Annotated in this window: 23 protein-coding genes; 8 read left to right on the forward strand and 15 right to left on the reverse strand. The window is 74.4% G+C overall.

Annotation, left to right across the window (positions count from 1 at the left end):
- Positions 1-14 precede the first annotated feature (14 nt).
- Positions 15-845, reverse strand: a complete 831-nt coding sequence (locus BUE43_RS11150) for a polysaccharide lyase family protein (RefSeq protein WP_200797458.1) — start codon at positions 843-845, stop codon at positions 15-17.
- Between the two features lie 158 nt (positions 846-1,003).
- Between BUE43_RS11150 and BUE43_RS11155 the strand changes: the two genes are divergently transcribed.
- The 3 genes from BUE43_RS11155 (at position 1,004) to BUE43_RS11165 (ending at position 4,148) form a co-directional block, all read left to right on the forward strand.
- Positions 1,004-2,521 (forward strand): DUF7782 domain-containing protein, encoded by a 1,518-nt coding sequence (locus BUE43_RS11155; protein ID WP_073481798.1) that lies wholly within the window; start codon positions 1,004-1,006, stop codon positions 2,519-2,521.
- Positions 2,518-2,943 (forward strand): D-aminoacyl-tRNA deacylase, encoded by a 426-nt coding sequence (dtd, locus tag BUE43_RS11160; RefSeq protein ID WP_073481800.1) that lies wholly within the window; start codon positions 2,518-2,520, stop codon positions 2,941-2,943. Before BUE43_RS11155 ends, dtd begins: the two co-directional genes overlap by 4 nt.
- A gap of 227 nt (positions 2,944-3,170) precedes the next feature.
- Positions 3,171-4,148, forward strand: a complete 978-nt coding sequence (locus BUE43_RS11165) for a sigma-70 family RNA polymerase sigma factor (protein WP_073481803.1) — start codon at positions 3,171-3,173, stop codon at positions 4,146-4,148.
- A 248-nt stretch (positions 4,149-4,396) separates the two neighbouring features.
- Here the strand turns inward: BUE43_RS11165 and BUE43_RS11170 are convergent, their stop codons facing one another.
- Complete coding sequence (locus tag BUE43_RS11170; RefSeq protein WP_073481806.1) at positions 4,397-5,137, reverse strand: tyrosine-protein phosphatase; 741 nt, start codon at positions 5,135-5,137, stop codon at positions 4,397-4,399.
- A gap of 114 nt (positions 5,138-5,251) precedes the next feature.
- Between BUE43_RS11170 and BUE43_RS11175 the strand changes: the two genes are divergently transcribed.
- Both BUE43_RS11175 and BUE43_RS11180 read left to right on the forward strand, forming a co-directional pair.
- Positions 5,252-5,845, forward strand: coding sequence for a hypothetical protein (locus BUE43_RS11175; protein WP_073481808.1), 594 nt, complete (start codon positions 5,252-5,254; stop codon positions 5,843-5,845).
- A gap of 95 nt (positions 5,846-5,940) precedes the next feature.
- Positions 5,941-7,602 (forward strand): fumarate hydratase, encoded by a 1,662-nt coding sequence (locus BUE43_RS11180; protein WP_073481811.1) that lies wholly within the window; start codon positions 5,941-5,943, stop codon positions 7,600-7,602.
- Between the two features lie 183 nt (positions 7,603-7,785).
- Here BUE43_RS11180 and BUE43_RS11185 read toward each other — a convergent pair whose 3' ends face one another.
- Positions 7,786-8,250 carry a hypothetical protein gene (locus BUE43_RS11185; protein ID WP_200797459.1) on the reverse strand — a complete coding sequence of 155 codons (465 nt, stop codon included), beginning with the start codon at positions 8,248-8,250 and terminating at the stop codon, positions 7,786-7,788.
- A 259-nt stretch (positions 8,251-8,509) separates the two neighbouring features.
- Between BUE43_RS11185 and BUE43_RS11190 the strand changes: the two genes are divergently transcribed.
- Entirely contained in the window at positions 8,510-9,688 is a 1,179-nt protein-coding gene (locus BUE43_RS11190; protein ID WP_073481816.1) for an RtcB family protein, read from the forward strand.
- 124 nt (positions 9,689-9,812) lie between these two features.
- Here the strand turns inward: BUE43_RS11190 and BUE43_RS11195 are convergent, their stop codons facing one another.
- The 12 genes from BUE43_RS11195 to BUE43_RS11250 form a co-directional block, all read right to left on the reverse strand.
- Positions 9,813-10,325, reverse strand: a complete 513-nt coding sequence (locus BUE43_RS11195; protein WP_073481819.1) for a GNAT family N-acetyltransferase — start codon at positions 10,323-10,325, stop codon at positions 9,813-9,815.
- A 47-nt stretch (positions 10,326-10,372) separates the two neighbouring features.
- The gene (locus BUE43_RS11200; RefSeq protein WP_073481822.1) at positions 10,373-11,170 is read right to left on the reverse strand and encodes an ABC transporter permease subunit; all 798 of its coding nucleotides are present in this window, start codon (positions 11,168-11,170) and stop codon (positions 10,373-10,375) included.
- A complete protein-coding gene (locus BUE43_RS11205; RefSeq protein WP_073481825.1) occupies positions 11,148-12,059 on the reverse strand; it encodes a 2-aminoethylphosphonate ABC transporter permease subunit in 912 nt (303 codons plus the stop codon). Before BUE43_RS11205 ends, BUE43_RS11200 begins: the two co-directional genes overlap by 23 nt.
- Positions 12,056-13,162, reverse strand: coding sequence for an ABC transporter ATP-binding protein (locus BUE43_RS11210; protein WP_073481828.1), 1,107 nt, complete (start codon positions 13,160-13,162; stop codon positions 12,056-12,058). Before BUE43_RS11210 ends, BUE43_RS11205 begins: the two co-directional genes overlap by 4 nt.
- Entirely contained in the window at positions 13,159-14,193 is a 1,035-nt protein-coding gene (locus BUE43_RS11215) for a 2-aminoethylphosphonate ABC transporter substrate-binding protein (RefSeq protein ID WP_073481830.1), read from the reverse strand. Before BUE43_RS11215 ends, BUE43_RS11210 begins: the two co-directional genes overlap by 4 nt.
- Before the next feature lie 56 nt (positions 14,194-14,249).
- A complete protein-coding gene (locus BUE43_RS11220) occupies positions 14,250-14,927 on the reverse strand; it encodes a phosphonatase-like hydrolase (protein ID WP_073481832.1) in 678 nt (225 codons plus the stop codon).
- Complete coding sequence (locus BUE43_RS11225) at positions 14,924-16,042, reverse strand: TIGR03364 family FAD-dependent oxidoreductase (RefSeq protein WP_073481835.1); 1,119 nt, start codon at positions 16,040-16,042, stop codon at positions 14,924-14,926. Before BUE43_RS11225 ends, BUE43_RS11220 begins: the two co-directional genes overlap by 4 nt.
- 253 nt (positions 16,043-16,295) lie before the next feature.
- A complete protein-coding gene (locus BUE43_RS11230; RefSeq protein WP_073481838.1) occupies positions 16,296-17,066 on the reverse strand; it encodes a GntR family transcriptional regulator in 771 nt (256 codons plus the stop codon).
- Positions 17,067-17,101: 35 nt separating this feature from the next.
- The gene (locus tag BUE43_RS11235; RefSeq protein ID WP_143174084.1) at positions 17,102-17,788 is read right to left on the reverse strand and encodes a hypothetical protein; all 687 of its coding nucleotides are present in this window, start codon (positions 17,786-17,788) and stop codon (positions 17,102-17,104) included.
- Positions 17,789-17,792: 4 nt separating this feature from the next.
- Positions 17,793-20,498 (reverse strand): bifunctional acetate--CoA ligase family protein/GNAT family N-acetyltransferase, encoded by a 2,706-nt coding sequence (locus BUE43_RS11240; RefSeq protein WP_073482640.1) that lies wholly within the window; start codon positions 20,496-20,498, stop codon positions 17,793-17,795.
- A 36-nt stretch (positions 20,499-20,534) separates the two neighbouring features.
- A complete protein-coding gene (locus tag BUE43_RS11245) occupies positions 20,535-21,752 on the reverse strand; it encodes an acetoin utilization protein AcuC (protein ID WP_073481843.1) in 1,218 nt (405 codons plus the stop codon).
- A gap of 94 nt (positions 21,753-21,846) precedes the next feature.
- Positions 21,847-22,704, reverse strand: coding sequence for a sulfurtransferase (locus BUE43_RS11250; protein ID WP_143174085.1), 858 nt, complete (start codon positions 22,702-22,704; stop codon positions 21,847-21,849).
- 189 nt (positions 22,705-22,893) lie between these two features.
- Here BUE43_RS11250 and BUE43_RS11255 point away from each other — a divergent pair, with 189 nt between their 5' ends.
- Together BUE43_RS11255 and galK are read left to right on the forward strand one after the other, a co-directional pair.
- Positions 22,894-23,589, forward strand: coding sequence for an iron-dependent transcriptional repressor DtxR (locus BUE43_RS11255; protein WP_073481848.1), 696 nt, complete (start codon positions 22,894-22,896; stop codon positions 23,587-23,589).
- Positions 23,586-24,782 (forward strand): galactokinase, encoded by a 1,197-nt coding sequence (galK, locus tag BUE43_RS11260; RefSeq protein ID WP_073481850.1) that lies wholly within the window; start codon positions 23,586-23,588, stop codon positions 24,780-24,782. Before BUE43_RS11255 ends, galK begins: the two co-directional genes overlap by 4 nt.
- Positions 24,783-24,818 lie beyond the last annotated feature (36 nt).

A 24,818-nucleotide genomic window follows, 5' to 3' on the forward strand; every position in this document is an offset into this window, starting at 1 on the left:
GCCGGCCGGATGCCTCACTTTCGTTGGTACGCCCGGAGATTCCGGATCAGCAGGTGGCAGTCGCGGAGCGCGCCGGTGGTGTCGCGCACCGAGCGGTAGATGCCCCACTTCGGTCGGACGCGGTCGCCCAACCACAGGTCCACACCGGTCGTCCGCTCGTCGAGCACCGTGCGGCCACCGTCCCGGACGACCCACCGCACCTGCCCCTCGCGGCCGTCGCCGACGCGCAGCTCGAACTCGGTGTCGATCCACTTGTCCTGCAACGGCGCGAGATCGGTCATCCCGACGAGCGTGTCGCTCTCGAACACCTTCATCTCGATCTTGGGCACGCCGCTGTGCTGGCGCAGGGACATGACGAGGATCGGCGAGGTGCCCGGCCCAGGCTTCTTCATCTGCATGACGTGCGTGAAGGTTCTGGTGGCGCGCAGGGACTTCGGGATGAACATCGAGTAGGTGAAGCGCCACGTCTCGCCGCGCAGCATCGCGAGGTTCTCGTCGTCGACGCGCATTCCCTTGACCTCGCTGCGTTGCCGGTCTTCCCCGTCCCGGTCGCGGGTGTGCATGTCGAAGCGGTAGCTGTTTCCCTGGACGTAGATGTGCCGCACACCGGGGTGCGACTTCTTGCGGTCGTCCTCCACGCCCTCGAACGCGTCCAGCCCGTCCTCGGCGGGCTCGGGCTTCCAGCGCAGGGTCCAGGGCGAGGCCGCGGCCGCCAGCGGGTCGGTCGAGTCCGGTCCGGCCGCGCCGGCCACTCCGGCCCGCAGGAACGGCAGGGCCACAACGCCGCCGAGGGCCGAGGTGAGCAGTGCCCGGCGGCCCAGCCCGCCGGAGGATCGTGCCGTCACGGTGTCTCCGTTCCTCGTCGGGACGGGATGCGGTCGGAAGCGGTCCCGACAGCGCGACGATCAGACCAACGGCCCGGAACGGTGTCAACGGAGGCGTTCCCCCGCCGCGGCCGGCCGCGCTGACGGCGCCCTCGCCGGGCCCGTGTGAGGATCACGGCATGCTGCCCCAACTCACCGGTGAGCGCTGCGACCGGTTGCGCGACGCGTTCGAGAACACCGGCTACGACGCCGACGGCGTGCTGGACCTGCTCGGCCCGGCGAACCAGGCCGCCCTCAGCCGGGGCGAGCCCGAGCCGGTGCGCAGGGCCTCCCGGGACGCCGGCGCGCTGGGCACCCTCGTGCGGCTGTTCCTGCTCGGCGACACCGAACCGGAGAGCGCCGTGCGCGCCGCGCTGGTCCCGCTCGGCGTCGACGACGCCGTGAGCGCCGGCCTGCTCGTCCCGGCGAACGGCGGGCTGCGGGCGGGCCTGGACGTGCGGCCGTACGGCGACGCCGACGGCTCGTGGTGGGTCGTGTCGGACCTGGACAGCGAGGTGCGGGGCGGGCCGGTGCCGGCCGAGCACGTGCTGGGCATCGGGCAGGCGTCGCTGAGCCTGGTGCGGGCCACCGCGCGCCGCCCGGTCGGCACCCTGCTCGACCTGGGCACCGGCTGCGGCGTGCAGGCGCTGCACGCGAGCCGGCACGCGGCCAGGGTCACCGCCACCGACGTCTCCGAGCGCGCCCTCGCCCTGGCCGCCGCGACGTTCCGGCTGAACCGGCTCGACGTGGAGCTGCTGCGGGGCGAGTGGTTCGGCCCGGTCCGCGGCCGGCGGTTCGACCAGGTCGTGTGCAACCCGCCGTTCGTGGTGGGGCCGGCGCGGGTGGACTACGTCTACCGCGACTCCGGGCTGGGCGGCGACGACGCCAGCGCGCTGGTGGTGCGGCAGCTCCCGGCCTACCTCGACGACGGCGGGCACGGCCAGCTGCTGGCCTCGTGGCTGCACGTGCGGGGCCGGGACTGGGGCGAGCGGGTGGCCTCCTGGGTTCCCGACGGCGTCGACGCGTGGTTCGTGCAACGGGACGTGGCCGACCCCGCGCTCTACGTGGGCACCTGGCTGCGGGACGCGGGCGTGGACCCGCGGTCGCCGGAGGGGGTGGCGAGGACCGCCGCCTGGCTGGACTGGTTCGCCGAGCACGACGTGGAGGGCGTCGGGTTCGGGTTCGTCACGCTGCGGCGCACCGGCGGCGCGACCGGCGAGGTGCTCTGCGAGGACCTGCGGCACGCCTTCGACGACCCGCTGGGCCCGGAGACGGTGGCCTGGCTGGACCGGGTGAGCTGGTTGCGGGAGCACGACGACGACGCGCTGCTGGCCGCCCGGCTGGCGGTGCCGCCGACGGTGGCGCTGGAGGAGGTGTCGACGCCGTCGGACGACGGCTGGTCGACGGTGGTGCGCCGCCTGCACCGCGCGGACGGGCCGGGCTGGCAGCAGGAGGTCGACGAACTCGCCGCGGCGTTGCTGGCGGGGTGCCGCGGGGCGTTCCCGCTCGCCGACCTCGTGGGGCTGCTCGCGGTGGCCCACGGCCAGCCCGTGGACGCGCTCGCCGCGGCGGCGGTGACGGCGGTGCGGGACCTGGTGCGGCACGGCATGGTGGTGCCCGCCGAGTGGCTGGAGGCGACCTCGGGGGAACCGCGGTGAGGGCGGTGGTCGCGCGCGTGACGCGCGCGAGAGTGACGGTGGACGACGAGGTGGTGGGCGCGATTGACGAACCCGGACTTCTCGTTCTCCTCGGCGTCACTCACTCGGACACCAAAGAAAACGCGAACACCATGGCGCGCAAGTTGCACGAGTTGCGCGTGCTGCGCGACGAGGGTTCCTGTGCCACCACCGGCGCGCCACTCCTGGTGGTCAGCCAGTTCACGCTCTACGGGGAGACCAGGAAGGGCCGCCGTCCATCGTGGACGGCGGCCGCCCGGCCGGAGGAGGCGGAACCGCTGGTCGAGGCGGTGGTGGCGGAGCTCCGGCTGCGCGGCGCGCGGGTGGAGACCGGGCGGTTCGGCGCGATGATGGCGGTGGAGAGCGTGAACGACGGCCCGTTCACGGTGCTGGTGGAGGTCTGAGTCACTCCGGCCCGACTCTCAGGTTTTCTTCAGCTTGGTGGGGCAACCCGTGTGATGGCTGCGACGTCCTGCAAAAAGAGAGTCGGGAACGAAACCGCGATCGCGGTCGTTCCCCCTGATGACCAGCCGAACAGCGTTGAGCGTCGCCTGAAGCTCACCGCGCAGCGAAGCGCCGGTGTGCGACGCCCGCTCGCACACCTACCGCCCGCACTCGGGGAGGGAGCTCGATGACCGTCCCGCACACCGCCTTCGACCCGGACTACCCCGCCGCCGAGGTCGACCTCGACGCCCAGGGACCCGCCGCCGACCTGGTGCGGGTTTACCTCAACGGTATCGGCCGCACCAAGCTGCTGTCCGCCGAGGAGGAGGTCGAGCTGGCCAAGCGGATCGAGGCGGGTGTGTTCGCCCAGCACATGCTGGAGACCGCGCGGAAGCTGCCGCCGAAGCGGCAGGCCGAGCTCGAGGAGCTCGTCCGGGACGGTCGCGTCGCGAAGAACCACCTGCTGGAGGCCAACCTCCGGCTCGTGGTCAGCCTCGCCAAGCGCTACACCGGCCGCGGCATGCCCCTGCTGGACCTCATCCAGGAGGGCAACCTCGGCCTGATCCGCGCGGTCGAGAAGTTCGACTACACCAAGGGCTACAAGTTCTCCACGTACGCCACGTGGTGGATCCGCCAGGCCATCACCAGGGGGATGGCCGACCAGGGCCGCACCATCCGCCTGCCGGTCCACCTGGTGGAGCAGGTGAACAAGCTCGCCCGCATCAAGCGCGAGCTGCACCAGCAGCTCGGCAGGGAGGCCACCCACGAGGAGCTGGCCAGGGAGTCGGGCATCGCGGTGGAGAAGGTCTCCGACCTGCTCGACCACGCCAGGGACCCGGTGAGCCTGGACATGCCGGTCGGCGCCGAGGAGGACGCCCCGCTGGGCGACTTCATCGAGGACGCCGAGGCCACCGACGCCGAGAACGCGGTGATCTCCGGCCTGCTCCAGGACGACCTGCGCCGGGTGCTGGCCACGCTCGACGAGCGCGAGCAGCACGTGATCCGCATGCGGTACGGCCTGGACGACGGCCAGCCCAAGACGCTGGACCAGATCGGCAAGCGGTTCGGGCTCTCCCGCGAGCGGGTGCGCCAGATCGAGCGCGAGGTCATGGCCAAGCTGCGCCAGGGCGACCGCGCCGAGCGGCTGCGGGCCTACGCGAGCTGACCGGCCGGCGAACTCACCCGAACGGCCGCGTTGACTTGTGACTGCGGTCACGGCAGGTTGGCCTGGAGACAGACGACGCGACGCGGGCGGTGCACCACCCTCCGCGGTCGCTTCCCCCGGGAGGTCGGGACGGTCGGGGGCCGGCCCGGCCTTCCGACCTTTTCGGGGTCGCCCCGGGGTGGCGTCGCCGGTGTGACCGGCCGCCGCCCGGGGCGGAACTCCGCTCCCCCGTTCCTCGCCGAGGGTGCTCAGCCGAGGATGCGGGCGGTCCACCGGGCCAGGTCGGCCTCGTCCGCGCCGTGGTCCACCAACCATCCGCGCACACCGCCCCGGTGCTGGTCGACGTGGTCGAGCACGGTCTCGATCGCGACCGCGGGGGCGGACATGAGCTCGCGCACCGCCTCCGGGTCGACCCCGGGCGGCAGCATCGGGTTGTCGACCATCCGCCGCATCACCAACGGCATGTTCGCGTCGGTGCGCACGTAGTCCGCCACGACGGCGTCCCGCCGCACCCCGGCGGCGCGCAGGAGCAACGCCACGGACACGCCCGTGCGGTCCTTGCCCGCCGAGCAGTGGACGAGGGCGGGCCCTTCGGCGGCGGCCACGACGCGCAACACCTTCGCCAGATCGGCCCCCGAGCCGTGCAACAGATGGGCGTAGATCTGGGTCAACGTCGGCAGCGTCACCGGGAGCGTCGGCGGCGTGGCCGCCAGGTCGTCGAGCAGCGGGACGCGGTGCACCCGCACCGACTCCCGGTCCATCGGGTGGGGAACGCCGTCGTACTCCACCCGGGCCCTCAGGTCCACGACCACGCGGGGCGGCCACTCCGGGAGGTGGTCGGGGGCCGCGTCGCCGGCGTGGGGCGCGTCACTGCGGTACAGCACGCCGGGCCGGGTGCGTCCGCCGTCCTCGGTCGGCAGGTCGCCGAGGTCACGCAGGTTCACCAGGCGGTCGGGGCGCTGGACGGGGTGGGCGTCGGTGGCGGTCATGCGGGCCCTTCCGGTGCGGTGTCACGGGTCAGGCGACGATAACCGCGTGCCTTCCGGCCGGGATTCCGGTTTGCTGGCCCTGGGCCGCGTCCCGCACGACAGGGGGATCACAGCGTGGGCAGGTACGTCGCCGTCAGGGGCTGGCTGGAATGTGACGACCGCCAGCTCGAACGGATCAGGGAGATCGTCGCCGATCCCCACGACGACCGGAACGGGGCGGGCTGGGCGTTCCCCGACGTCCCCTACGGCTGGACCAGTTACGCGTTCTTCGGCGCGGACGTCCGGGCGGAGGACATCGGCCGGTTCCTCGACCAGCTCCGGGCCATCGCGGCGCTGCCCGCCTCCCTCCCCGACGACGGGGAGGACGGCGCTGATCCCGAGGACGGCGCGGGCTTCGAGGACGGCACTGGCTTCGAGGACAACGCCGGCTTCGGGGGCGCTCCCGCCGCCCGGCGCGGACTGTTCGCGGACGACCACGAGCTGACCGACCCCGACGAGGACCACGGCGACGACCCGGACCCGGCGGAGCACGACGAGGACGAGGACCCCGACGAGGACGAGGACGCCGAGGATCACGGCGACCGGGTCGTCGGGTTCTTCCTGGCCACGCCGGAGGACGACGTGACCGGGGCCGTCGAGTGGCGCGTCCGGGACGGCGGCGTCCAGTCCGCCCCGGCCGGCGACCGGTACCGCTACCTCGACGAGTAGCCCCGACGCGGATCACACCGGACACCGGTCGGTCGCGTCGGGAGGCCGGGGTACGGTCCAGCAGGTACCCGAACGCGCGCAAGGGAGCCCGCGACGTGACCGCCACCACCACCACGTTCCAGCACACCGACGTGCTGCCGCTCGGCCAGGACGAGACCGAGTACCGCCTCGTGACCACCGAGGGCCTGCGCCTGGTCGAGGCCGCCGGCCGCCGTTTCCTCGAGGTGGAGCCGGAGGTGCTCACCCTGCTGGCGCGGGAGGCGGTGCGGGACATCCAGCACCTGCTGCGGCCCTCGCACCTCGGCCAGCTCCGGGCGATCGTGGACGACCCGGAGGCCAGCCCGAACGACCGGTTCGTGGCGATGGACCTGCTGCGCAACGCCTGCATCTCCGCCGGCGGCGTCCTGCCGATGTGCCAGGACACCGGCACCGCGATCGTGATCGGCAAGCGCAGCGAGACCGTGCTCACCGGCGGCGCGGACGAGGAAGCGCTGTCGCGCGGCGTGTTCGACGCCTACCAGCAGCTCAACCTGCGCTACTCGCAGATGGCTCCGGTGACCTTCTGGGATGAGCGCAACACCGGCACGAACCTGCCGGCCCAGGTGGAGCTCTACAGCGCCCCCGGCACGGCGCCGAAGTACGAGTTCCTGTTCATGGCCAAGGGCGGCGGCAGCGCCAACAAGACGTTCCTGTACCAGGAGACCAAGGCCCTGCTGAACCCGACGCGGCTGGCCCGGTTCCTGGACGAGAAGCTGCGGAGCCTGGGCACCGCCGCCTGCCCGCCCTACCACCTGGCGATCGTCGTGGGCGGGTTGTCCGCCGAGCAGAACCTCAAGGTCGCCAAGCTGGCCTCCGCGCGGTACCTGGACGCGCTGCCGACCGAGGGCTCGCCGCTGGGCCACGCGTTCCGGGACCTGGACCTGGAGCAGCAGGTGCTGGAGATGACGCGCCAGTTCGGGATCGGCGCGCAGTTCGGCGGCAAGTACTTCTGCCACGACGTGCGGGTGATCCGGCTGCCCCGGCACGGCGCGTCCTGCCCGGTCGGGATCGCGGTGTCCTGCTCGGCCGACCGCCAGGCCAAGGCGAAGATCACGCCGGACGGGGTGTTCCTGGAGCAGCTGGAGCGCGACCCGGCCCGGTTCCTGCCGGACGTGCGGGACGACCAGCTCTCCGACGAGGTCGTGCGGATCGACCTGACCCGGCCGATGGCCGAGATCCGGCAGACGCTGTCCCAGCTCCCGGTCAAGACCCGGGTGTCGCTGACCGGCCCGCTGGTGGTGGCCAGGGACATCGCGCACGCCAAGATCAAGGAGCGGCTGGACGCCGGCGAGCCCATGCCGCAGTACATGAAGGACCACCCGGTGTACTACGCCGGTCCGGCCAAGACGCCGGAGGGCTTCGCCTCCGGCTCGTTCGGCCCGACCACGGCCGGCCGGATGGACTCCTACGTGGAGCAGTTCCAGGCCGCCGGCGGCTCGATGGTGATGCTGGCCAAGGGCAACCGCTCCCGCCAGGTCACCGACGCCTGCCAGCGGCACGGCGGCTTCTACCTCGGCTCGATCGGCGGTCCGGCGGCCCGGCTGGCCCAGGACTGCATCAGGAAGGTCGAGGTCCTGGAGTACGCCGAGCTGGGCATGGAGGCGGTCTGGCGGATCGAGGTCGAGGACTTCCCCGCGTTCGTCGTCGTGGACGACAAGGGCAACGACTTCTTCGCCGGCACCAGCCAGCCCACGCTGCAGATCTCGTTCCGCCGCTGAGGTCCCGGCCCCGCCGCTGACCTCCCCGACACCGGGGCGTCGTCCGAACAGGGCGACGCCCCGGTGGCGCGAGGGCTGGCCACCGGGGCGTCCCCGCCACGGCCGCGCGGACCGGGAGGAGGGCTCGCGGTCGGCACGCCGTGGCTCCTCCCCGTCCGCGCCCTGCTCGCGGCCGGGTGGGGCCTACTTCTCGGTCCGCTGCTCCTGCAGCACGACCGCGCGGTCACCCAGCGGCGCGTCCAGCGTCACGGTCTTCGGCGGGTACCGCAGGTCCATGGTGCACTGCTGGGCGCCGGTGGGCGTGGTCTCGGTGAACAGGATGCGGACCCGCTGCGCGGTCTGCTCGGTGACCTTGGCCTCCACCCTGCCACAACCACCCTCCTGGCCGTAGGCGCCGAGGGTTCTGCCGTCCGCGTCCTGGAACCACACCAGGCGGGGGTAGCCCTCGGGCAGCCCCGAGGCGTCGACCCGGTCCGGGGGGAGGGCCCGCGCGCCGTTGGGGGGTTTCGGGGTCGTCTCGTCCTCGGTCGGCGCGGGCGTCACGCTCGCCGACGACGAGCCGACGGCGGGGGGCGCCCCGCCGAAACCGATCTTCGGTTGCTCCTGGCCGCAGGCGCCCACGAGCACCAACGCGGCCCCGACACTCACCGCACTCGCTAGCCGTCTCATACCCGGGAGACGGGACGGCGCCCGATCGGGGTTGCACGGGTCGGTTCCCGCGCGTGGATCAGCGGCGCCAGCCCCGGGCCGCCCGCGCCACCCGGCCCGGCCTCGCGGCGGGCGGCGTCGGGTCGGTCGCGGGGGTCGGCAGATCAGTCACGCGCCGTGTTTACCGCACCCAACCCAGATGGACGAAGTGACTTTCCGGCCCGGCATTTCGATCGACAGCGCGCCTACTCTGGGTGACATGGCGATCGAGACCGTCCCTGGTGAGCACGTGGACATCCGGCTGTGGACCCGCGCCGGTGACGTCGAGTCCCAGGCGATGCAGCAGCTCCGCAACATCGCGGCGTTGCCGTGGGTGGTCAAGCACGTCGCCGTCATGCCCGACGTGCACTACGGCAAGGGCGCGACCGTCGGTTCGGTCATCGCGATGCGGGACGCGGTGTCCCCCGCGGCGGTCGGCGTCGACATCGGCTGCGGCATGAGCGCGGTCCGCACCTCGCTGCGGGCCGAGGACCTGCCCGACGACCTGCGCCGGCTGCGCTCCGCCGTCGAGCGGGCGGTGCCGGTGGGGTTCGGTCAGCACCGCGACCTGGCGTTCGACACCCGGGACGCGGCGGACTGGGACCAGTTCTGGTCCCGGTTCAAGGAGCTGACCACCAGCGTGCGGAACGAGCGGGACCGGGCGCTGCACCAGATGGGCACGCTCGGCGGCGGCAATCACTTCATCGAGGTCTGCCTCGACGAGGGCGGCCAGGTGTGGCTGATGCTGCACTCCGGGTCGCGCGGCATCGGGAACCTGCTCGCGCAGCACCACATGGCGGTGGCGCGCGGCCTCGCGCACAACGCGGAGCTGCCCGACCCCGACCTCGCCGTGTTCCTCGCGCGGACCCCGCAGATGGCGGCGTACCGGCACGACCTGTACTGGGCGCAGGAGTACGCGCGGCGCAACCGGGCCGTCATGATGCGGCTGCTCTGCGACGTGCTGCGCCAGCACTTCCCGCAGGTGCGCTTCGAGGAGCCGATCTCCTGCCACCACAACTACGTGGCGGAGGAGGAGCACTTCGGCGAGGAGCTGCTCGTGACGCGGAAGGGCGCGATCCGGGCCGGCTGGGGCGAGCTGGGCATCATCCCGGGCTCGATGGGCACCGGCTCGTACATCGTGCGCGGGCTGGGCAACCCGGAGTCGTTCTGCTCGGCCTCGCACGGCGCCGGGCGGCGGATGTCGCGGAACGCGGCGCGGAAGCGGTTCACCGCCGAGGACCTCGCCCAGCAGACCGCGGGCGTGGAGTGCCGCAAGGACGCCGGGGTGGTCGACGAGATCCCGGCCGCGTACAAGGACCTGGAGCAGGTCATCGCGAACCAGTCCGACCTCGTCGAGGTGGTCGCGAAGCTGCGGCAGATCATCTGCGTGAAGGGCTGACCGCGCAGGACTGACAGCGCAGGACTGACAGCGCAGGACTGACAGCGCACGACTGATCGTGCACGACTGACGACGGGGCGCCCGGTCGGTGGACCGGGCGCCCCGTTCGGTGGCTCGTCAGTTGTCAGTCGTCGCCGGACCGGGCGAAGAGGATGTGCGGGCCGCCGTAGTAGGTGCCCCGCGACTCCTCGACGAACCCGAGCCGCCGGGCGATCCGCACCGAGGGCTCGTTCTCCTCGTGCACCAGCGCGATCACCTGGTCCACCCCGACCGTGCCGTAGGCGTGGTCGAGCACCGCGCGGGCGGCCTCGGTGGCCAGGCCCCGCCCCTGGCGCGCGCTCAGCAGGTACCAGCCCATCTCCACCCGGCCGTCGCCGGTCTCCTCGCACGGCCGCAGGTCGCCGTGGCCGACGAACTCGCCGGTTTCCCGGTCCTCCCACGAGTAGGAGCCCAGCCCGTCCGGGTTGTCCGCGGCGAGCAGCTCCTCGACGTGGTCGCGCACCAGCTCCCTGGTCACCGGGAACGGCAGGAACCGGGCGGCGTCCGGGTGCCGGAGCAGCTCGTACAGCGGGTCGGCGTCGGCCGGGGTGAGCGGGCGCAGGCGCAGGCGCGGGGTCAGCAACTCGGGGACGGGCATGGGGCGACGCTAGCCATTCCTCGGGGACGGAACCGAACGGATAACGCTCACCGCTCCGCGGCCCTTCCCCTGGCGGCGCCCAGCGTGAGCAGGCCGACCAGCGTGAGCCCGAGGAGCACCGCGGTGCTGGCCGAGGCGAGGAACACCTCGCCCCGGTCGGTCTGGGCGAAGACCGAGACCGGCAGCGTCCGCCAGTCCGGCGGGTAGAGCATGATCGTGGCCCCGACCTCCCCCATGGACAGCGCGAGGGCCAGGCTGGCCGCCGCGGACAGGGCGGGCAGCAGCAGGGGCAGTCGCACCCGCAGCAGCACCCTGGCCGGCGACGCGCCCAGGCTCGCCGCCACGTCGGCCAGCACGGGGTCGGCCCGGTCCAGCGCGGCCGAGACCACGCCGTAGCCGAACGGCAGCACGATGACCAGGTGCGCCACCAGCACGATCCACCGCGTGCCGTTCAGGAGGAACGGGGGCTGGCTGAACGCCACCAGCAACGACAGCCCGACGACGACCGACGGCACCGCGACGGGCAGGTGCAGCACGGTGTCGACGACGCGGCGCACCGGCGCGGGCGCCGACCGCGCGGCCAGGGCCGCCCATGCCCCGCAGACCACCGCGGCCAGCGAGGCGATCAGCCCGGTCTGCACGCTGACCAGGGCGCTGGCGAGGGCGTCGCCGCTGACCGCGTCGGCCAGGTGCCCCGTGGTGTACTCGGCGGGCAGCACCCCGTTCCACGTGCCGGCGACGGCGGCCAGGCCGACCATCGCCAGCGGAGCGGCGATGACCACGCCGAACAGCACGCCGAACGCGAGCCACAGCAGCAGACGGCTACGCCGGGTCCAGACCAGCACCGGCCCTCCCCTCCCCCGCGCGGTTCGTGCCCAGGACGCGGAACACCCACCGGTGGACGGTGTAGAGCGCCACCGACAGCACGACGTTGACGACGGCGACCACACAGGCCGCCGGGTAGTCGAAGGTCACGATCCCCTTGGTGTGCACGAGCATCGGCAGCGTGATCACGTCCTTGGCGCCGACGAACAGCACGATGCCGAACTCGTTCATCGTCATCAGCAGGGTCAGGCAGGTCCCGGAGGCCAGCGCCGGCCACGCCTCGGGCAGCACGACCTGGCGCAGCACCCGCCATGGCCGGGCGCCCAGGCTGGCCGCGACGTCCAGCTGCGCCGACGGGACCTGGGCGAACGCGGCCAGCACCGGGCGCATCACGAACGGCGTGTAGAAGGTGACCTCGGCGAGCAGCACGCCCCACGGGCCGTAGAGGAAGTCGACCGGCCCGCCGGCCCCGCCGCCGAGCGCCGCGTTGAGGACGCCCGCGCTGCCGTAGAGGAACGTGAAGGACAACGCGATCAGGAACGAGGGGAAGGCGAGGACCGCGTCGACCACCCGGGAGACGACCCTGGCGCCGGGGAACGGGGTGAACGCGAGCACCAGAGCCAAAAAGGTGCCGAGCAGCACGCACCCCGCCGTGGCGCCGACCGACAGCAGCACGGTGCGGCCGAGGGCTGCGGTGAACTCCGGCGAGGTCACCACGTGGCGCCAGACCGCGAGCCCGACCTCGCCGGACTCGCTCACCAGCGACTGCCGGACCACCAGCGCGAGCGGGTAGCAGAAGAAGCCGAGCACCACGAGCATCGGCGGCGCCAGCCACAGCAGGGGCGCCCAGCGGCGGCGTTCCCGCTCCCGCGGCGCGGTGGCGGCCACGGGCGCGGCGACGGCCGTCATGCGCCCGCTCCCGCCGGCACGAGCGGGCAACCGTCCGGAATGGACACTCCCACCCGCTCGCCGACCGCGGGGAGGCCGTCCACTGTGGACACATCGGCGCGCAGGCGCGACCCGTCGTCCAGCTCCAGCTCCAGGCGGAAGCCGGTGCCCCGCCACTGCACCCCGAGCAGCCGGGCCGGCAGGCCCGCGTCCGCCCGCACCTCGACCCGGTGCGGGCGGACGCCGAGGGCGACCGGCGTGCCGGCGGGCAGCGGGCCGGTGGGCTCGGCCCGCAGCTCCGCGCCGGCCAGCCGCACGGTGGCCAAACCATCGGCACGGACAGTGCCGTCGCTGCCGTCACTGCCCTCGGGCGCGGCCGCGACCAGCTCGACCGGCAACAGGTTGGCCGCGCCCAGGAACGACGCGGTGAACTCGGCACGCGGCCGGTGGTAGAGCTGGGCCGTGGGGCCGACCTCCACCAGCCGCGCGTCCCGCATCACCGCGACCCGGTCGGCCAGCGCCAACGCCTCGCCCTGGTCGTGCGTCACGTACACCATGGCGGTGTCGGGCAGCTCCCGCCGCAGCCGCAGCAGCTCGGCCAGCATCTCCTCGCGCAACGCGGCGTCGAGCGCGGACAGCGGCTCGTCGAGCAGCAACACGGGCGGGCGGATCGCCAGCGCCCTGGCGATCGCGACCCGTTGCTGCTGACCACCGGACAACTCGCGCGGGTAGCGGCGCCGGTAGTCGGCCATGCCGACCATCGCCAGCACCTCGGTCACCCGCTGCTCCACCTCGCGCCGGGGCATCCGGCGGGCGCGCAGGCCGAACGCGACGTTGTCGGCCACCCGCATGTGCGGGAAGAGCGCGTAGTTCTGCACCACGACCCCGAGGCCACGCCGGTGCGGTGGCGCGTCGGTGACGTCCACACCGGACAGCAGCACGCGCCCCGAGTGCGGCCGCACGAACCCGGCGACCGCCTTCAACGCGGTGGACTTGCCCGAGCCGGAGGGGCCGAGCAGGGCGAGCGCCTCGCCCCGCCCGACCACCAGGTCCAGCTCGCGCAGGGCCACCGTCCGTCCGAAGTGGACGGACACCCCGCGCAGCTCGACGGCGGGCGCGGTCACCGGCCGACCGCCTTGGCGTAGGCCGCCAGGTCGGCGTCCAGCCGGCCAAGCACCCGGTCCCAGTCCGGCTGCCAGATCTCCACGTCGCGCAGCACCTCGTCGAGCTGGCCGGCGATCTCGCCCTCCGGCCTGACGTCGGCGCGGGCCGGCCGGCCGTACGCCTCGGCCACCGTCTTCTGCACCTCGGCGGAGAACAGGAAGTCCAGCAGCTTCCGCCCGTTGTCCGCGTGCGGGGCGTTGCCGGCCAGGCCGGCGACGTACGGCAGCGCGAACGTGGAGCGCTTCCCGGCCGCGTCGGCCGGGAAGAAGATCCGGAAGTTCGACCGGTCCCGGTTGATCGTGGCCAGGTTCATCTGGACGTCGCCGTTGGCCACCAGGATCTCGCCCTTGGCCACCTTCGGCTGGAGCTTGCCGGTGGACGAGGACGGCCCGACGTTGTTGGCCTCCAGCTTCGCCAGGTAGTCCAGCGCGCCCTGCTCGCCGAGCACGTGCTGGAGCTGGAGCAGCACCGCGGTGCCGTCCCCCGCCTGGCCCGGCGTGGAGTACTGGACCTTCTTGCGGAACCGGGGGTCGAGCAGGTCGTCCCAGGTCCGCGGCGCCGGGTTCGCCAGCTCGGGGTTGTGGATGAACGCGAGGTAGTTGTTGACCACGGCGGCGTAGCGGCCCTGCGGGTCCCTGAGCGCGACGTGCTCGACGCCCGGGGGCCGGTACTCGGCCAGCAGCCCCTGCTGGGCGGCGCGCTGGACGAACGGCGGCAACGTGACGACCACGTCCGCCTGGGGGTTCGCCCGCTCCTTCTCCAGCCGGGAGACGACCTCGCCCGAGCCGGCCTCCACGACCTGCACGGTGATCCCGGTCCGCTCGCGGAACTCGGCGAACCGCTTGCCGTACCAGTCGGCCAGGCCGTCGGCGGTGTAGAGCACGACCTTCCGCTCGTCCCCGCCGCCGCCCGCGGTGCCCCCGCACCCGGCGACGAGCGAGACGACGGCGGTGAGCGCGGCGGCGACGGCGATGCGCGACCAACGTCGCATGGGAGTCCTTTCCGCGGAGTCTGACTGTTCGGTCTGTTCGGTCTGATCGGTGGCGGTCAGCGCTGGCGCTGGTCGAGCAGGGCGGGCAGGTCCCGGACCGAGTCCAGGACGTGGGTGGCGCCGGCGGCGGTCAGCTCCGCCTCGACGCCCGCGCCGGTGAGCACCCCGACCGCGAGCGACGCGCCGGCGCGCAGGGCGCTGAGCACGTCCGACGGGGTGTCCCCGACGACGGCGACGGCGCGCACGTCGCTGACGCCCAGCCGCAGCACGGCGGTGAGCACCAGGTCGGGGTGGGGTCGGCCGCGGCCGGCGTCGGCCGGGGTGAGCGCGAGGTCGGCGAGGTCCCGCCAGCCCAGCGCGGCCAGAATCGCGTCCTGGGTGGGCCGGGCGAACCCGGTGGTGAGGGCGACCTTCAGCCCGCGACCGCGCAGGGCCCTGATCGTCTCGGCCGCCCCCGGCACCTCGGCGCAGTGCCCGGCGGTCACGAGCTCCGCGTAGGCGGCCTCGAACACCGTGTTGGCGCGCTGCGCGGCGGCCTCGTCGGGCAGCACCGCGCGGAACACCTCGATCTTGGACTGGCCCATGGTGCGGCGGACATAGTCCAGCGCGGCGTCGAGGTCGGCCGCGCCGGCCTCGGTCAGCGCGCGCGACGCCGCCCGCTCGACCAGGCCGTCGTCCAGCACGGTGGTGCCCGCCATGTCCAGCACGACGAGCTCGACGGGTGGGGTGCTCACAGTCCGACCTCCTCGGCGGTCCGCTCGGCGATCGCGGGCGAGCAGGTCATGCCCCGCCCGCCGGGTCCGGTGACGAGCCAGGCGTTGTCCGCGACGCGCTCGCGGTGCACGACCTCACCGGTGTCCAGGCACTGCGCGTAGACCCCGGCCCAGCGGTGGCGGACCGGCGGCAGCGGGCGGCCGAGCACGTCCTCGGCGACCCGCCGGAGGTGCTCGTAGGGCTCCTCGACCACGTCGAACGGGAACGGCTCGGCGTAGCCGTGGGTGTCGCCCACGGTCAGGCCGCCGTCGGCGCGCTGCACCATCAGCAGCTGCATCGCGTGCTCGGCTGCGACGGCCGGCTGGGGCTGGGACGCGGCGAGGGCGTCCAGCTCGACCCCGCGGTAGGCGGGGTAGTAGCGGAGGCTGTCGCCGTCGGCGACGGACGTGGTCAGCCGCTCGCCCAGCGGCTCGGTCTGCATCATCTGGAGGCGGACCCGCCGCACCGGCACCTCGCCGGCGATCTCGCGGACGAGGCCGGACAGCGTCGCGCCGGTGCACAGCACGACGAGGTCGGCGCCGTGGTGGTCGCCGTGGTCATCCCGCACTCCGCGGCCGTCCACGGCCCGCGCCTCGCGGCCGGGCAGCCACGTGTAGCGCCCGCTCTCCGCCAGGTGCGCCCGCAACGCCGGCTGCGCCACCCTGGGCTCCACCGCGGCGTCGCGCTCGCACCACAGCGCGCCGAGGAAGTCGCCGCGCAGCGCCGGGTTCAGCACCCGGGCCCCGCCCGCGTCGACCAGCCGGGTCCCCCGGGCCGCCGCGTCCGGCCGGGCCGCGAACGCCTCGGCGACCGCCAGCTCCGCCGGGGTCCGCAGCACGGTCAGCGACCCGTTCGCGCGGAACCCGAGCCCGGGGACCCGCTCGCCGAGCTGGGACCACAGCTCGCGCGCCCGCAGAGCCGTGTCCAGTTCGGGCCCGGTCGCCCGGCCGCTGACCCAGACCAGGCCGAAGTTGCGCACCGACGCGCCGCGCGCCTCGGGCTCCCGTTCCAGGTGGATGACCTCGTGGCCCCGCAGGACCGCCTGCCAGGCGTGCATGGTGCCGAGGACACCGCCGCCCACTACCGCTACTCGCACGCCGGGAACGCTCGTCGGGCGCGGCGACGGCCCCGTGTCCGCCACCGGAACGCCAGGTGAACCGGCGCGAAAAGTTGGACTAGACGTGTTATGTACTCGTAACAAATCGGACCGTAATCACCGCACGTCATCGACCGGTTCTACTCAGTGACCCAATATCTCTCAGCGTTCGTTCGTTCGACGTTGAGGTAGCACCGGCAACGCCCCGGACCCACCCGGGTCCGGGGAGTGAGCCCGTCAGGTGACGCCCCGTTCAGCTGTCGGCGCGCAGGCGGGTGACGAAACTGAAGCGGTCACCGCGGTAGAGGGAGCGCACCCGCTCGATGGGGACTCCGTGCGGGTCGAACGACACCCGGTGCAGCAGCAGCATCGGCAACGCCGGGTTCGTGCCGATCAACAACGCCTCCCTGGGCGTGGCGAGCACGGTCTCCAGGCGCTCCTCGGCCTCGGCGAACACCACCCCCCGCCGTTCCCGCAGGTACGCGTAGAGCGACGTGGTCGGGTCGAACTCCTCGACCAGCCCGGGGAACCGCCGCTCCGGCAGGTAGGTCGACTCCAGGCCGACGCGGGCGCCGTCGGCGAGCAGCACCCGCTCCAGGTGCGCCACGGTGTCCCCGCGCTCGATCCGCAGCTCCTCGGCCAGGCCGTCGTCGGCCGCGAGGCGCTCGATCGTGATCGCCGTGCGCCCGGGGGCCACGCCCTGTCGACGCATGCCCTCGGTGTAGCTGACCAGCGCCAGCGGCTGCACGAGCTTGGGCGGCGCGACGAAGGTTCCGCTGCCCTGCCGGCGGCGCAGCCGGCCCTCCAGCACCAGCTCGCCCACCGCCTGCCGCAGGGTCACCCGCGACACCCCGAACCGTTCGGCGAGCTCCCGCTCCGCCGGCAGCGCCGCGCCCTCCCCCAGCTCCGCCACCAGGTCCAGCAGTCGCGCCTTGACGGCGTAGTAGCGCGGAATCCGCCCGTGTTCGGGAATCCCCGCGCGCACCGGCTCGCCCGCGCGGTGCCGCGAAGGTCGCTCGTCCACAGCGCGCACAGTAGGCACCCGACGTGACTCCATGATCACCACCCCCGAGGGCCGTCGGCCACCAGACGGCGGCGACGGGGTTCACCGGTCAGCCCAGCGGCCACGACCAACAGCACCAACGCCCCCGCCGACCATCGGAGGACGTGCCGTTCCCCCGCGTCGTCCGTCAGGTCGGACACCCTCCGCGGCGCGAGGACGCCGCCCGGGTCCTCCACCACTTCCACGCGGTCCCCCGGCGCGTGGCGGGCTCCGCCGGGTGGGGACAGCGGTCGGGGGAGCTCGCTGCCGTCCGGCCGCCGCACGCGGTAGTGCGGCGCGCACTTCGCGCGGCCCGGCTCGCAACTCGACTCCACGACGGTCACGGTGACCCGCGCGCCGTGGTCCCGCAGGCGCGCGTGGGCGACCTCGGGGCAGACGACGAGCAGGGCGACTCCGGCCAGCAGCACCGGGAGCACCGGCCAGCGCCGTTCCGCCATCGCCATCGACGCGAGCGCGGCGCCGACCGGCGTGACGACACCGAGCAGACCCGCCGCCGCCCACCAGCCGGAGCCGCCGAGCGCGAACCCGAACCCGACCGCGACGTAGAGCGCGGTCAGCGCCCCGAGCAGGCCGACGACCCGCACCGCGACCCACGCCCATCCCGTCCGGCGCAGCATCGGGCGGGGCGCGCGGGCCGCCACCGCCCGCGCCCGGCGTCGCCGGGCCTTCCGCGCACGGCCCACGACGTCACCGCAGCCGGCGGGGTCCGGTGTCCGGACGCGAGGGCGGGTGGCCGAGCGTGACGCGGGCGCTGGTCACGGCGGCGCCGGCCGGCGAGGCCAGCACCGGCTCCAGCGCCAGCGACCGGACCTCGGGCAGGTCCTCGGCCAACGTCGCCACCCGCAGCACCAGGTCCTCCAACGCGGCCAGGTCGGCCGGCTCCGCGCCCCGGTACCCGGTCAGCAGCGGCGCGGCCTTGGGCGCGCGGACCAGCGCGGCGGCGTCCACGTCGGACAGCGGGACCGCGCGGTAGGCGCGGTCGCCCAACAGGTCGCTGACCACCCCGGAGAGCCCGAACGAGACCAGCGTGCCGAACGAGGGGTCGTCCTGGAGGCCGATCAGGCAGGACAGGCCCTTGGGGGCCATGGTCTGCACGTAGACCTCGTCCACACCGGACACCTCGCGCAGCGCGGAGTAGGCGGCGCGGACGGCGTCCGGCGAGTTCAGGTCCAGCCGCACGCCGACGAGGTCGCTGCGGTGCCGCAGCCGGGCGCTGGTGGACTTCACCGCGACCGGGTAGCCCAGCTCGCCGGCCGCGGCCAGCGCGTCGTCCACAGTGGACACCACGCGGAACGGGACGACGTCGATGCCGTAGCAGGCCAGCAGCCGCACCGTCGCGTCGTCGGTGAGCCGCCGCTCACCCCGCACCCCGGTCATCCACTCGTCCACCAGGGCGCGCGCCTCGGCCTCGCGGATGCCGCCGTCCGGCCGCACGAAGTGCCCCTGCGGCGCGGAGCGCCAGCGGGCGTAGCGGGTCACCCTCGCCAGGGCCAGCACCGCCCGCTCCGGGCTCGGGTAGGACGGGACCGAGCCCGGGCCGGGCGAGCCGTCCGGGCCGGGCACCGCCAGCTCGGCGGGCACGCCCTCGGCGGCGAGGAACGTCGAGACCACCGGCTTGTGCGCGACGGTGGAGCCGCCGCGCGACGCCTCGCGCAGGGCGCGCGCGTACGCCTTGCCCGGCACGGCCAGCGGCGGCACGAACACGACGACGAGCGCGTCGACGTCGTCCCGGCTGGCGACCCTGCGCACGGCGGCGGCGAACTCCTCGGGCCCGGCGGAGGAGCCGACGTCGACCGGGTCGCAGGCCAGCTCCAGGTCGGCGGCCAACGCGGCGTCGGCGGCCAGCACGCCCAACGCGGTGGAGTTGCCCACGATCGCCACCCTCGGACCGGCCGGCAGCGGCTGGTGGGCCAACAGCAGCGCGGTGTCGAACAACTGCGCCAGCGACTCCACCCTGATCACGCCGGCCTGCTCGAACAACGCCTGCACGCTGGCCTCGTCGACCGGCACGCCGGTCGCGGCGAGCGCCGGGCTGATCGCGTGCCGGCCCGACTTGACCGCCACGATCGGCTTGCTGCGGCCCAGCCGCCTGGCCAGCCGGGCGAACTTGCGCGGGTTGCCGAAGGACTCCAGGTAGAGCAGCACCACGTCGGTCGCCGGGTCGGTCTCCCAGTACTGCAACAGGTCGTTGCCGGAGACGTCGGCCCGGTTGCCGGCCGAGACGAACGTGGACAGGCCGAGGCCGCGCTCGGCGGCGGCGGCCAGGATCGCGATGCCCAGCGCGCCGGACTGCGAGAAGAAGCCCACCCGCCCGCGCCCCGGCAGCACCGGCGCCAACGTGGCGTTGAGCCGGACCTCCGGGTCGGTGTTGGCCACCCCCAACGCGTTCGGCCCCACCACCCGCATGCCGTGCGCCCTGGCCTCGGCGACCATCCGGCGCTCCGCGGACAGCCCGCCGGGGCCGGTCTCCCCGAACCCGGAGGTGACCACGACCAACGCCTTGACCCCCTTGGCCAGGCAGGCGTCCATGACCTCGTCCACCCCGGCCGCCGGCACGGCGACCACCGCCAGGTCCACCGCGTCCGGGATGTCCAGCACCGACGGGTAGGCCCGCACGCCGCGCACCGACCGGTGTTCGGCGTTGACCGGGTAGACCGGCCCGGCGAAGTTGGCGCCCAGCAGGTTGCGCAGCACCGCGTGGCCGATCTTGGACTGGTCGGTCGAGGCGCCGATCACCGCGACCGAGCGCGGGTGCAGCAGGTTGTGCACGCTGCGCGCCTCGGCCGCCTGCTCCCTGGCCCTGGCCACCGCCAGCGACTCCTCGGTGGGGTCGATGGCGAACTCCAGGTGCACCACGCCCTCCTCCATGGCCCGGCTGACCTGGTAGCCCGCGTCCCGGAACACCCGCACCATCTGGGTGTTCTCCGCCAGCACCTCGGCCACGAACCGGCCGAGCCCGCGCTCCCGCGCCGCCGCGGCCAGGTGCTCCAGCAGGATCGACCCGAGGCCCCGCCCCTGGTGGGTGTCCTCCACCACGAACGCGACCTCGGCCGAGTCGCCGCCGCCGAGCCGGTCGAACCGCCCCACCGCGACGATCTCGTCGCCCAGCAGGGCCACCAGCGCGACCCGGTCGCGGTGGTCGACGGTGGTGAACCGCCGCACGTCCCGCTGGGGCATGCGCGGGTACGGGCCGAAGTACCGCAGGTAGCGCGTGCGCTCGCTGAGCCGCCCGTGGAAGGCCACCAGCCGCTCGGCGTCGTCCGGGGTGATCGGCCGCACGTGGGCGGTGCCGCCGTCGGACAGCACGACGTCGGCCACCCAGTGCCTCGGGTAGTCGTACGGGTCGGGCCGCGGCGCCGGCGGCGCCGCGGCGTCCGTGACGTTGTCGGTCACACCGTCCACACCGGACTCCAGGTCTGCGCGCGGCGCTCAGTCGCGCGGGTCGTCGGGGTCGAGGCCGTGCAGCGGGAACACCGCCCGCCGCGTCTGCCGGACGGCGTTGTCCAGCGGCGTGCCGGTGCTCCCGTCCCACGGTTGGAACCCGGGGTCCCCGTCCGTGCCGGCACTGCCCGTGCTGGCACTGCCCGCGCCCACCCTGTCGGTCATGGCGGACGGCAGCGGCACGTGCGGCGCCAGCGGCGCGGCGTGCGCCATCCAGTCCGCCGGAACCGGCCGGTTCGGGTCCAGGTCCCGGCCCAGCACCGTGGCCAGCAGGTGGGTCCACGACCTCGGGACCACCCGGAACAGGGAGTATCCGCCACCGCCCAGCACCAGCCAGCGCCCGTCGGCGTGGGTGTCGGCCAGCTCACGCAGCGCCCGGTAGATCGCCCGGTGTCCGTCGACCGACAGGGCGAGGTCGGCCAGCGGGTCGTCACGGTGGGTGTCCGCTCCGCACTGCGTGACCAGCACCTGCGGCCGGAACGCGGCCAGCAGCGAGGGCACGACGGCGTGGAAGGCGCGGAGCCAGCCGGCGTCGCCCGTGCCGGGGGGCAGCGCCAGGTTGACCGCGGTGCCCTCCGCGCCCTCGGCGCCCAGCTCGGTCGGGTAGCCGGTGCCCGGCCAGAGCGTCATCGGGTGCTGGTGGAGCGAGACGGTGAGGACCCTTGGATCGGCGAAGAACGCCGCCTGCACGCCGTCGCCGTGGTGCACGTCGACGTCGACGTAGGCGACCCGCTCCACGCCCTGGTCGAGCAGCCAGGCGATGGCCACGGCGCAGTCGTTGTAGACGCAGAACCCGGCGGCGTGGTCGGCCATGGCGTGGTGCAGGCCGCCGGCCAGGTTCACCGCGCGCCGCGTCGCCCCGGAGACGATCTGCCGAGCCGCGGCGATCGAGCCGCCGGCGATCAACGCGGACGCCTCGTGCATCCGGTCGAATACGGGGTTGTCCCCCGTGCCCAGCCCGTGCCCGGGGTCCCAGCCCGCCGTGGGCGCCGCCCGCACCGCGGCCAGGTAGCCGGGGGTGTGGACGCGTTCCAGCTCGTCGTCGGTCGCCGGCCGCGGCGACACCGGCTCCACGTCGTCCAGCAGGCCGAACGCCGTGGCCATCCGCATGGTCAGGTCCAGCCGGACCGGGTCGAGCGGGTGGTCCCCGCCCAGGTCGTAGTCGAGGAACGCCGCGTCCCACACGATCGCCGCCCGAGCACCCATGGCGAGAACCTACCCGCGCGCCGCCGGACCACGGGGCACTTTCGGACTTCGGCGCAGGTGACGGGACCCGGCGTCGGGGACGGGACCGCGGGGGTCAGCCGGGTTGGTCCCCGGTGGCGGCGGGGCGGTCCGGGTCGGCGGACCAGTGCGACCACGACCCGGCGTAGAGCGCGGCCGGCCGCTCCGGTGTGGACAGCCCGGCCACCTCCAACGCCAGCAGGACCGAGCAGGCCGTCACGCCAGAGCCGCAGTACGCGCCGACCTCGTCGCCGTCACCGACGCCCAGCGCCGTGAACCGCTCCCGCAGCTCCTCGGCGGACCGCCACCGCCCGGTCTCCCCGTCCACGTGCTGCCCGAACGGGGCGTTGCGGGCGCCGGGCACGTGCCCGGCGCGCGGGTCGACCGGCTCGACGTCGCCCCGGTAGCGCTCGGGGGCGCGGGCGTCGAGCAGAACGCCCCGCCTGGCCAGCTCGGCCGCCTGGTCGGCGTCGAGCACGGGCAGGGCTCCCGGCCGGACCACGAGGTCGCCCGGCTCCGGACGCGGCTCGTCCGTGGTCACCGGCCACCCCTCGGCCACCCACGCGGTGTAGCCGCCGTCGAGGACCGCCACCGGCTCGTGGCCCGCCCACCGCAGCAGCCACCACGCCCTGGCGGCCACCGAGCCGTCAGCCGTGTCGTAGATCACGACCGGATGGTTCTCGCGCACCCCGGCCCGGCGCAGCACCGCCTGGAGGTCGGCGGGGTCGGGCAGCGGGTGGCGACCGGAGCGCGGTCCCGGCGGCGCGGCCAGCTCGGTGTCCAGGTCGACGAACACCGCGCCCGGCAGGTGCCCGCGCTCGTAGTCCTCCCGCCCGGGCGGACCGCCCAGTCGCCAACGCACGTCCAGCAGCACGGGGGGACGCCCGGCGGCCAGCGCCTCGGCCAGCTCGGCGGGAGTGATCAGGGCAGCCACGCGGGCCATCCTGCCGGCTCGCGCCGCCGCCCCCAACCCCTGTCACCCCCTTGTCGCCGACCCGTCGGCGAGTGACGTTCCCCGCACCGCCACCGACCTGCCCACCAGCGTTGCGCCGCTGGTCACGCGGTGCGCGTCACGCTGTCGGCGGAGGCGACTAACATCGCAGGTGACGAAGGGGAACCGGTTGTGAACGACCTCATCGACACCACTGAGATGTACCTCAAGACGATCTACGAGCTTGAGGAGGAAGGCGTCGTCCCGCTGCGCGCCCGGATCGCCGAGCGACTGGGCCAGAGCGGGCCGACCGTGAGCCAGACCGTGGCGCGCATGGAGCGGGACGGGCTGCTCGTGGTCGCCGACGACCGGCACCTGGAGCTGAGCGAGTCGGGCCGGGCCCGAGCGGTCGCGGTGATGCGCAAGCACCGGCTGGCCGAGCGCCTGCTGGTGGATGTCATCGGACTGGAGTGGGAACACGTGCACACCGAGGCGTGTCGGTGGGAGCACGTGATGAGCGAGGCGGTCGAGCGCAAGCTCGTCCAGCTCCTCGGCCATCCCACGACCTCGCCGTACGGCAACCCCATCCCGGGGCTGGACGAACTGGGCGTCGGCGAGCCGGCTCCGCCGCTGGACGCCGAGCTGCGCCGGCTGGACGAGGTGGCGCGGGGCGGTGGCGGCCCGGTGGAGATCTGCCGGATCGCCGAGCACGTGCAGCTCGACCCCGAGCTGATGGCCCAGCTCAGGCAGGCCGGCGTGGTGCCGGGCGGGCGGGTCACCGTCGCCGGCAACGGCGACCCGGCGAGCGCGGTCGACGTCCGGGGCGAGGAGAACGACGCGCGGATTCCTCCCGACATCGCGCACGCCGTCCTGGTGCGCGCCCGGTGAGGCCGGGCCAGCGGGCCGCGGCGGCCTTCGCCGCGGAGCACGGCCACGCGCCCGACGGCGTGTGGTCGGCCCCGGGCCGGGTGAACCTCATCGGTGAGCACACCGACTACAACGACGGGTTCGTGCTGCCGTTCGCGTTGCCGCACCGGACCGCCGCGGCGGTCCGCCGGCGGGACGACGGGACGCTGACGGTGGCCACCCTGGGCGAGGACGGTCAGCTCCGGCGGGCCGAGCCGCTCGCGCTGGCCGAGGTGGCGCCCGGCGGGGTGAGCGGCTGGGCCGCCTACCCGGCGGGCGTGGCCTGGGCGCTGCGCGCCGCCGGCGTGCCGGTGCCCGGCGCGGACGTCGTGATCGCCAGCGACGTGCCCACCGGCGCGGGCCTGTCCTCCTCGCACGCGCTGGAATGCGCGGTCGCGCTGGCGCTGCTCGGCCTGGCCGGGCTCTCGCCGGGCGGGACGGACTCGGCGGGCACAGCGGACGCGCCCGACCTGGACCAGGTCGCGCGTTGGGTGCAGCGCGCGGAGAACGACTTCGTCGGCGCGCCGACCGGCCTGCTGGACCAGACCGCGTCGCTGCGGTGCGCCAGCGACCACGTGCTGTTCCTGGACGTGCGGTCCGGGCACGGCGACCAGGTCCCGTTCGACGCCGCGCGCGACGAGCTGGCGGTGCTGGTGATCGACACCAGGGCGAGCCACTCGCTCAGCGAGTCCGGCTACGGCGACCGCCGGCGGGGCTGCGAGCGGGCGGCCGAGCTGCTCGGCGTGCCGGCCCTGCGGGACGTCAGCGTCGAGGCGCTGCCGGCCGCGACGGACCGGCTGCCCGAGGAGCTGCGCCCGCTCGTGCGGCACGTCGTGACCGAGAACGAGCGGGTGCTGACCACCGTCGCCGCGCTGCGCGCCGGCCGACTGGCCGAGGTGGGCCCGCTGCTCACCGCCTCGCACGCGAGCCTGCGGGACGACTACCGCGTCTCGTGCCCGGAGCTGGACCTGGCGGTCGAGACCGCCCTGAGCACGGGCGCGCTGGGCGCGCGGATGACCGGCGGCGGGTTCGGCGGCTCGGCGATCGCGCTGGTGTCCACCGCCAAGCTCGACGCCGTCGAGCAGGCCGTGACCGAGGCGTACGCGGCGCGGGGGTTCACCGCGCCCCGGCTGTTCACCGCGGCGCCCTCGGCGGGCGCCGGCCGGGACGAGTGACGCCCGGGGGCGCGTGAGCCCCGCCGACGGCGCAGG

This window comes from Streptoalloteichus hindustanus (genome assembly GCF_900129375.1).
In the GTDB taxonomy this organism is placed as follows: Bacteria; Actinomycetota; Actinomycetes; order Mycobacteriales; family Pseudonocardiaceae; genus Streptoalloteichus; species Streptoalloteichus hindustanus.

Coding starts and splice junctions, on each gene's coding strand:
- BUE43_RS11190 (WP_073481816.1), top strand. CDS start 8,510: ATGGCGATCGAGACCGTCCCTGGTGAGCACGTGGACATCCGGCTGTGG.
- BUE43_RS11165 (WP_073481803.1), top strand. CDS start 3,171: ATGACCGTCCCGCACACCGCCTTCGACCCGGACTACCCCGCCGCCGAG.
- BUE43_RS11205 (WP_073481825.1), bottom strand. CDS start 12,059: ATGACGGCCGTCGCCGCGCCCGTGGCCGCCACCGCGCCGCGGGAGCGG.
- BUE43_RS11215 (WP_073481830.1), bottom strand. CDS start 14,193: ATGCGACGTTGGTCGCGCATCGCCGTCGCCGCCGCGCTCACCGCCGTC.
- BUE43_RS11170 (WP_073481806.1), bottom strand. CDS start 5,137: ATGACCGCCACCGACGCCCACCCCGTCCAGCGCCCCGACCGCCTGGTG.
- BUE43_RS11245 (WP_073481843.1), bottom strand. CDS start 21,752: ATGGGTGCTCGGGCGGCGATCGTGTGGGACGCGGCGTTCCTCGACTAC.
- BUE43_RS11155 (WP_073481798.1), top strand. CDS start 1,004: ATGCTGCCCCAACTCACCGGTGAGCGCTGCGACCGGTTGCGCGACGCG.
- BUE43_RS11195 (WP_073481819.1), bottom strand. CDS start 10,325: ATGCCCGTCCCCGAGTTGCTGACCCCGCGCCTGCGCCTGCGCCCGCTC.